5 protein-coding genes and 2 pseudogenes are annotated in these 4902 nt (G+C 63.1%); all 7 read right to left on the bottom strand.

Annotated features, from left to right (window positions below):
- Nucleotides 1-803, bottom strand: a pseudogene (locus ACFQDM_RS13345) (hypothetical protein); the annotation flags it as partial.
- Nucleotides 800-1513 carry a TrbG/VirB9 family P-type conjugative transfer protein gene (locus ACFQDM_RS13350; protein WP_377379840.1) on the bottom strand — a complete coding sequence of 238 codons (714 nt, stop codon included), beginning with the start codon at nucleotides 1511-1513 and terminating at the stop codon, nucleotides 800-802. The pseudogene ACFQDM_RS13345 and the gene ACFQDM_RS13350, both read right to left, overlap by 4 nt.
- Nucleotides 1510-2214, bottom strand: a complete 705-nt coding sequence (locus ACFQDM_RS13355) for a virB8 family protein (protein ID WP_377379842.1) — start codon at nucleotides 2212-2214, stop codon at nucleotides 1510-1512. The genes ACFQDM_RS13350 and ACFQDM_RS13355 overlap by 4 nt, the downstream gene beginning before the upstream one ends.
- Before the next feature lie 8 nt (nucleotides 2215-2222).
- Entirely contained in the window at nucleotides 2223-3011 is a 789-nt protein-coding gene (locus ACFQDM_RS13360; protein ID WP_377379844.1) for a type IV secretion system protein, read from the bottom strand.
- 1 nt (nucleotide 3012) lies between these two features.
- Complete coding sequence (locus ACFQDM_RS13365; RefSeq protein WP_377379846.1) at nucleotides 3013-4293, bottom strand: transglycosylase SLT domain-containing protein; 1281 nt, start codon at nucleotides 4291-4293, stop codon at nucleotides 3013-3015.
- Nucleotides 4280-4504 carry a hypothetical protein gene (locus tag ACFQDM_RS13370; RefSeq protein WP_157020521.1) on the bottom strand — a complete coding sequence of 75 codons (225 nt, stop codon included), beginning with the start codon at nucleotides 4502-4504 and terminating at the stop codon, nucleotides 4280-4282. Before ACFQDM_RS13370 ends, ACFQDM_RS13365 begins: the two co-directional genes overlap by 14 nt.
- Nucleotides 4497-4902, bottom strand: a pseudogene (locus ACFQDM_RS13375) (type IV secretion system protein B4); the annotation flags it as partial. The pseudogene ACFQDM_RS13375 and the gene ACFQDM_RS13370, both read right to left, overlap by 8 nt.

Genomic DNA, 4902 nt, shown 5'->3' on the forward strand with positions numbered 1-4902 from the left:
GGACGCCCGGCATCGCGCACGAATTGGGCATCATCGCTGAGACGCGCCGCCTGCTGCGCAGCCGCCCCGTCTCCCAGACCCGCCGCATCGGCGACGGCACCGGCTGCACCGCCGCCGCCGAGGGCAACCATGGAGGACTGCAACCGGGCCTCTTCCAATTGGGCCGCCTCGTCGGCGGCCTGACGGCGCTGTGTCAGCAGATCGTCATCGCCACCCGGCATCACGCTCTGGCCGTTTTGCAGCCGCAGCATGTCCAGATCGTTCTTCAACTCGGCAATTTCGAGGTTACGGCTGCTGAGTTGGTCGTTCAGTTCCTGTTCGCGCGATCGCGCCTGGTCCTGCAACTGCGTCAATTCGCGGCGCAGCTGTTCGAGGGCTTCCGTATCCACGACAGGCTCACCCTCGGCGTCCTCGGCCGGAGCCTCGGACAGCCGGTCGATCTGGTCCTGCAAGCCCCGGATCAGCTCGACCACTTCGGAATTGTCGCTGCCAGCCGCAGGGGCAGGGGCCGGTTCCGGTTCTGCGACCTCGACCGCTGCCGGCACCGCGGACGGGGGATTTTGCAGATCGCCAAAGCCGCTGCCCTCGTTCTGGAACTCCTGGGCTTCACGGACGGTCAGATCCGCTGCGCCGTCAGGGAGCGAATAGACATAGACCAGTCCGGCAATAGCCACACCGCCGCACAGAAGCCCGGCCATCTTGGCAGCCTTTGCCGCAGGCCGGGCCTTGGGTTGATTGCGCGGATTGGACTTCTCCAGCGCCGCCAGCCGTTCGCGCAGGTCTGCCGTTTCTTGTTCGCTCATTGCACCAACCTCACCGCTTTCATCATCCCCACCGTTGATTCAACGGTCCCCAAGCGCAGCATCCAGAATGGGCTGGTGCCGGTCACGCGCACCACGCCATCGGGCATGGTCTGGGAATTGACCGTGATTTCCTGCCCTGCCGTGACCTTGAAGATCGCGGGCAATTCGCCGTTGCGGCGGAACTTGAAATAGGTGAAGGCCCCATCGTCCCAGACTTGCGTCGGGGTGGTGCCGTTCACGATGCTGCCGCCGTAGTCGTAATTCAGCGGACCACGGGCCACCTGGCGGTTCGCGGGCGTGGCGCTGCCCGAGCCGCGCGGGTAGGTGAAGCGCACCACGGAGAACTGCGCCGAGGCGGTTTCCGAGACCTCAAAGTAATACTGCCGCTTGTTGGTATAGACGTTGATGTTGGTGGCGGCGCCGCTGGTCGTGGGCTTCATCACGAAGGCGCTGCCACCGGGCACCGCATCAAAATTGAAGCTGACGGTATCGCCCGCGACCACGGAGGTGATTTCTTCATCCGGGCCGAACTCCACGGACGTGACCCGGCCAACCTGCGTCTGGACGCGGTAGACCTGTCCATCGACCCATTGGGCATAGCGGACACGGGTATCGAGATTACCCGCCCGAGGGGTCACTTCGGCCAAGGCGCTCGATACCCCCATGCTGGCCGCGCACAGGGCAATGGCAAGACAAATGCCGCGCATCATTGGATCTCCGATCTGTCAGAGGTGATTGCGTATTCGTAGACCGAGAAGCCGAACGGGTTGGTCCAGACATCCTCAAGCGACCGGGCGTCGGTCGTGTCGTAACGGAAGGCCAGTGTGGTCGTGAACAAACCCCGGGTTTCCCCGTCACTGTCCTGCAGCCGCTTGCGCAGCCGGACCTGGGCCCGATCATTGGTGATCTGCGTGACCGACAGAACTTCCACATCCATACGCGCATTCGCACCGTATTTGCTTTGCGGATAGTCCGGGTTTTCCGACGACCAGAGGCTGCGCATGGATTGCAGCGCCGCCCCCGACGACCGGGCCAGCACCGAGCGGACCCGAAGGTCATTGTCGAGCATGCTGTAGGTTTCCCGGTCGCGCACATAGGCGTGGACCAGCGACTGCACGACAGCATCACGGTTGCTGACGGAGATCGTTTGCAGGTTCACCATCGGCAGCGCCATGCCGCTGGACGGATCGAACGGCACCAGGACCGGGGCGGGCGTCTCATGGCTGGCCGCGATCACCGCTGCCATGATGCAGCCGATGGCACCGAAGCCCCATCCGGCGACCCCGAACTTCTGCCAGAAGGCACCGCGCCGCCGCGCGCCATAGATCAGCTCTTCCTCGGTTTCACTGACATTGCGGGACGGGATAGCCGTGGCGGAGGCTTGCGCCGTTGTGTTTTTGCGATTGAACATCGGTGGCCTCACTCCAAATCCGGCATGGTGAAATCGAGCATCTGCTGTTCCTGCGCCCAGGCACTGGCAATCGACACGTCCGACATGCCCATCCCGTAGCTCTGGAGAGCGAGAAGCTGATTGTTCTTGATCAGCTCGCTGACAGCCTCGCCCATCATCCGGGTGTTCAGGTCGATGGCTTCCTTAATGCCGGTCTGTTGCGGGATTTCCCCGACCAGGCGGTCAAGGCGCTGGAGGCTGACCGCAGACTCGCGCTGCGCAGTGTCGGCCGAGGCCGCCACCATCGCGCCGGTCGTGGCTTGGTTGGCGGCGCGTTTCTCCGCCACGGTGCCATCCCGGCCCATGGCTTCGACCCGTGCCGGATCGAGGCCCGCCCCGATCATCGTGGACTGTGCTGCTGCCTGAATTTGCTCACGGTAGTCTGAGGACAGGCCCGACCAGTCGCCGGAGGATGCCGAGTTGGCGGCTTGCAGGATGCTAGTCATTTTCGGAGCGAGAACAGTATCCAGCCCGCCCCCCATGAGAAGGCCCTGAATGTCGGCATTGCCGGTCAGGACGGCATAGATCTGTTGCAGCTCGTTCGTCTGCGATTGCAGTTCGGCCAGTTGCTCGACAAGCTGGTCCAGCATGTCGGTCTGGATGCCGTAATCTTCCAGCATCCGCCTGATCTGCGTGATCTGCTGCGCGATGGACTGGGTATCGACGGTCGGCACACCCTGCGCCGTGACCGGCGCGGGTAGTGCCACAGACAGGCACAGACCCGCGCCGACGATCAATCCCTTGAATGCAATCCGCATCTTACAATCCCCCTTCAAAATTCATGAATGCGCGTTCCTGCGCGAAGGCTGATGCAGCCGCTATTTGCTCAGCCGTCATCGGCTTGGAGCGGGCGGCGACGAGGCGCGTCCTGATGACCAGAAGGCGCACAAATTCGGCGCGCACATAGCTGTTCAGGGCCATCGCCTCTGCTGCGTTGGTGGTCTCTCCAATACGGGACATGGCTTCCTCAAGGCGCGCCATCGCCAGCCCCATGTCCTGCCCGGCCTCGCTGGCATATTCCGCCGTGGCCCCGCCGATCATCGCCTTCTCGGCATTCGCCATATAGCTGGCCTCGATGCTGCCGATCTGGTCAGCCGCGCCAAGCGCCGCCATGTATTCCTGATACTTGGTCGGGATGATCCGGACGTAGTTCTGAGTTTCCTTGAACGGCGGCACACCGCCATGCTTGCGCACATTGCCAGCCCCGGCATTATAGGCGGCCAGCGCCAGGATCATGTCGCCGTCAAACTCGTTCAGCCGCTGTGCCAAATAGCGCGCGCCGCCCTCGGCCTGCACGTAGGCGTCTGACTTGTAGGTTGATTGAATCCCCAAATCGCCAGCAGTTTCCCACATAATTTGAGTGAGGCCATAAGCCCCCGCAGGCGATTGAGCATGAGGGTTGAACCGGCTTTCCTGCCAGATGAGAGCCTGCAACCAGCACCGCCACTGGATCAGCGACAACCCGGCACGTTGCATGTGGTGCGTGTCCTGCGCCGCCCGGATGATGATCTGTTCGACGTTCTCACGCTCGCCGCTGAACAGCCTGTCCGCCGCGGCGCTGTTGTCGGTGGCATAGACTTCCGCAGACGGCGCAAAGCCTTCCTCTAATCCCCGGACTGTTTCCTCAGCCCTCGCCCCATCATCGGGCAGGATCATCCCTTCGGTGACCGCCTCCAGCGCCTCGACCTGCTCCCGTTCGGCTTCGACACGCTTACGGCCTTCCTCGGCCTTCTGCCGTTGCCGAACGAGGTCCGCTTCAAGCCGCAGGGTGATTTCCGCCTCGCGGGCATTCTTGGCCGGATCGACAACCGGCACACCTTGCGCCATCGCCGTGCCGGACAGCATCAGGGCAAAGACAGGCGCTATCAAAGCCATCACGCTGCTGGACAGCATCAGGGAGTGGAGGGGTGCGGTCAGTGATTGTGCAATATTGGACGGCATTGTCAGAGCCACCGCAAAGCTGCCCGCAGTCCCTTGCTCGATCCTTGACGTCTCGCGCGGGCCTTTCGCGGGCAGGGAGCGAAGATCACCGTTGCGCATAGGGACCGTCCTCGACCGCACCCTCATACACGCCCACCTGGCGCACAGCGTCCTGTCGCGCCTCGCCCCACAGTTCGGGCAGGGGGCGCAGATCGCAGGTCAGATCGCCACGCGCATTGAAGCACTTGCTGCTGACCGGCTTTGATTGGGTGCCAGCGCAGGCAGACAGGGCCAGGGACGCCAAAACGGCGCAAAGGGCATGCTTACGCATTCTCAAATCCTTTCCAAAAATCAGGGCGGGTCCGGTAGTCCGCGCCGACCAGCGCCTCACCGGCTTTCATGCCGCCGAGGATGGTCAAGAGCGGGCCAAGGGCCGAAAGATCGGTGTCGATGACATGCGAGCCGTCATCCGACCGCAGCAGGGCGATCCGCGAACCGGGATTCACGCCCATGAGGATTTCCAGCTCTTTCTGGTTCAGCGGCAGCCCGGTATAGTCCTCGGCACTGGCGTCCTTGTTCGGCAGGAGCATCTTCGTAGGCAGCGCCTGCATCAGGGTCCGGCCATGCGCGGAGGCTTGGAGCTGATGCGCAAACTGCGTCATCATCACGACGACCGTGTTCTGCTTGCGCGCCGTGACCAGCCAGTTTTCGATGCGGCCCGCAAAGTAG

The organism is Ponticaulis profundi (assembly GCF_042659465.1).
Lineage (GTDB): Bacteria > Pseudomonadota > Alphaproteobacteria > Caulobacterales > Hyphomonadaceae > Ponticaulis > Ponticaulis profundi.

Bases quoted from the DNA above. Each gene is read 5' to 3' on its own strand.
- ACFQDM_RS13350 (WP_377379840.1), bottom strand. From the start codon at position 1,513: ATGATGCGCGGCATTTGTCTTGCCATTGCCCTGTGCGCGGCCAGCATG.
- ACFQDM_RS13355 (WP_377379842.1), bottom strand. From the start codon at position 2,214: ATGTTCAATCGCAAAAACACAACGGCGCAAGCCTCCGCCACGGCTATC.
- ACFQDM_RS13360 (WP_377379844.1), bottom strand. From the start codon at position 3,011: ATGCGGATTGCATTCAAGGGATTGATCGTCGGCGCGGGTCTGTGCCTG.
- ACFQDM_RS13365 (WP_377379846.1), bottom strand. From the start codon at position 4,293: ATGCGCAACGGTGATCTTCGCTCCCTGCCCGCGAAAGGCCCGCGCGAG.
- ACFQDM_RS13370 (WP_157020521.1), bottom strand. From the start codon at position 4,504: ATGCGTAAGCATGCCCTTTGCGCCGTTTTGGCGTCCCTGGCCCTGTCT.